Genomic DNA, 2,719 nt, shown 5'->3' with positions numbered 1-2,719 from the left:
GAATTTGATACATTCTCCACGGGATCGCCACCAGAAAATCCAATGGCAAAATCTGACGCGATAAGCACACGCCCTGAAAATTCGTCACCCTCTCTTCCGCCTAACACTCGAAAAATGTCACTTGCCTCGCACGCGCTGGAAGCCTGCCAAAAACTATTCCCGAAAATCCCAATTATTTTTAGAATAGCCATATATGGCAGTTTCTTCCATCGCTTAATAATCAAAGCTCCCCGAGAGAATTCTCCACGCGGGGCGATAATCAATGGCTTCGAAGGCGCCATACCGAGATATCTAGCCATCAAGGGCTTCAAGGTAAAAACCGGATCAAAAAAACTATTAAGATATTGCACATCATGAGGTATTTCCCTCATTATTCTTGCGATCCCGCCCAATGAACTCGATGCTGGACTCAAATAGAGGACCTGCGCACTCCCAACCTCAACCCACTCATTTACCCTCACACCTTCATAGGGGAGCACATCACCCAAATCACGATCAGTTGTAACAATTCTGAACGTAAACTCTGCACTCAATTGCTCCACCAAATTCGCGATAGTACGAATTGGGCCGCCCGCCCGATAGCCCGGCAAGTAATAATGTATGAATATAAGTATTACCGGTTTCACCTAAAGCCCCCGCCCTCTTCGTAAAATGCAAAAAACTGAGCAAATAAATCAAACAATCAGCCTTAATTAATCACACCTCAATAAATCTAATCTTTCCACATTATTTCATTCTTCCATCAACTACAGATTCAAATATTGATTTCATGCTTGATGACAACACCCTAAATTCGTACCTTTCCACATCCGGGTATCTCGATACCGCCATTGGAAACTCCYTCTCCTGATTTTCCAACAACCAAAAACCAATTCTATCAATGAAATCCCTTTGAAATGAAAATGTCCCACTGAACTCCTTAAGGAGTTCAGTAGTCGAACCGGTCTCTCCAAAATAGATAATTGGTCGGTCCGATCCCAAATAGGAATACGCTTTCAACGGAACCGTTCCCGAAGGCTCTCGCTCCCCTGGTGGCATTAGGAGCAGAAGCAAATCCGCATCTCGCATCAAACTCGCAGCCCCTTCTTGGCTCAAGAGACCGTGATGTACCCAGTTCTCGTAAGTCGATGCGCAATCCCAGTTCCCGGGACCTGCTGTGTGAATTTCCCACTGTTTGCTCATACCAGCGGCATCAATGGAAGCCACGATCCTGCCAATGGCATCTGCCGCAAAGCCATCGTACGCTGACCCAGAATAGATCAGTCGACGACTGCCCTTATTGATATTTTCCTGAGCTCGAACGACTTCTCGGCTTGAAGCAACATCACTTGAATCAAATCCGTTCGTTATGCAGGAAATCTTTCCTGCACTGTCCCCATGTCGAGAGGCAAACCGTTGCTTCACAATGTCCGTATTCACTATAACTGCGGCCGCCTCTCGTAAAACGGACCGCTCTATTCGATACGCACTTTTTTTATGAACCGGAGTTCTCCAATTTATCCTATGGTTTGTGACAAAATCATCCCTGAAATCTGCAACAAATGGGATATTAAACTTAGACGTGATGTAAGGCCCAGCCAACTGCAAGCCGTGAGGCGGACTACTCAAATATACAACTTCAGAATTCGATATTATCTCAATCACGCGATAATTCCGCATCGCCTTACGAACCCACCGAGCTCCGATGTCAGGTATGGCTACTGCCCTGACAAAAATCTTGTCTAAAAACCCACGAGTTTCATGATCCACGTCGGATATCAAAACAATCTCGATCCCCTGATCAGCACAATATTCTTTAAAACCATCATCAACAAAAGCGCAAACAACTTTTACCTGGACTCCTGACTCCGAAAAATACCTAATAAATTTCCTTGTTCGATAGGATCCGGCCAGGGATTTTTCTCGCAAATCATATGCAAAAATTGTAATATTCATCGCCGTTTATATTACATTAAATTATTTATAATAACCCGGACAAAAAATGCCCTATCGACCCACATTAACGGGACCCACAAACTCCGCTCTCGCCCTTCCCCCTGGCAACGGTCTATTTTGCATAATGTACAACCTCCCTCTCCTAAGGAATATTTTTCCACCCAAAAACAGAAGAAGGACAATAACCATATATTGATTTCCTGGCATCGTCCCCAATCTAAAATAGAAAACACCAGATGTCATAAATTGGAAATAGAATGACAGCGCTATTAGGAACGTAACCGGATGATATTTTTTATTATTAAAAAATATCAAACCAAATAAAAATGCGGTAAAAACAGACAGAGTAACCAGCGATGTCCATCCGTACATTGCGTAATAGTCCTTTAAGAATGTGCCAAAGGACCATTCATATGGTACATACCTGACCACATCCGGAACCTTGCCAAAAAGAATGCTCGAAATTAGTGGCAACCGCAAATCAAGACCATAAAACGTAACCTGGGAGGCGATTGTCTCGGCAAACACATATGGCTGCTGCCCGATATAACCCAGGGTCCCGGACACCAAATTTCCTACATCGCCAGACTCAAAGAATCGCTGATACGAAAATACACACAGGAAAGCAATCGCAATGACGCCGAACACTGAAATAACGCGAAATACCTTTTTTTTGGCTCCATCGCTCATCAAATCACGAAAAAGATAAAATCCGAAAAGCATCGTAAGTGCAAAAAATATGGCCCCATCACGTGCCGAAAAACAAATACTCGAGACGAAATAC

Annotated in this window: 3 protein-coding genes; all 3 read right to left on the bottom strand. The window is 43.8% G+C overall.

All coding sequences use genetic code 11. The features are described from left to right. Positions 1–626: hypothetical protein (locus tag AC1DN0_RS40845; protein WP_477146597.1), on the bottom strand; the 626-nt coding region annotated here is incomplete at its 3' end. Between the two features lie 100 nt (positions 627–726). Beyond that, positions 727–1,935 (bottom strand): glycosyltransferase, encoded by a 1,209-nt coding sequence (locus AC1DN0_RS40840; protein ID WP_477146596.1) that lies wholly within the window; start codon positions 1,933–1,935, stop codon positions 727–729. Between the two features lie 51 nt (positions 1,936–1,986). Then, positions 1,987–2,719, bottom strand: a 733-nt coding sequence (locus AC1DN0_RS40835) for a hypothetical protein (RefSeq protein WP_477146595.1), incomplete at its 5' end; no start/stop codon positions are given.

Source organism: Cupriavidus sp. 05N39 (assembly GCF_056397325.1).
Note: the sequence above shows the minus strand (reverse complement) of the source record. Positions and strands in the feature narration are given on the sequence as shown.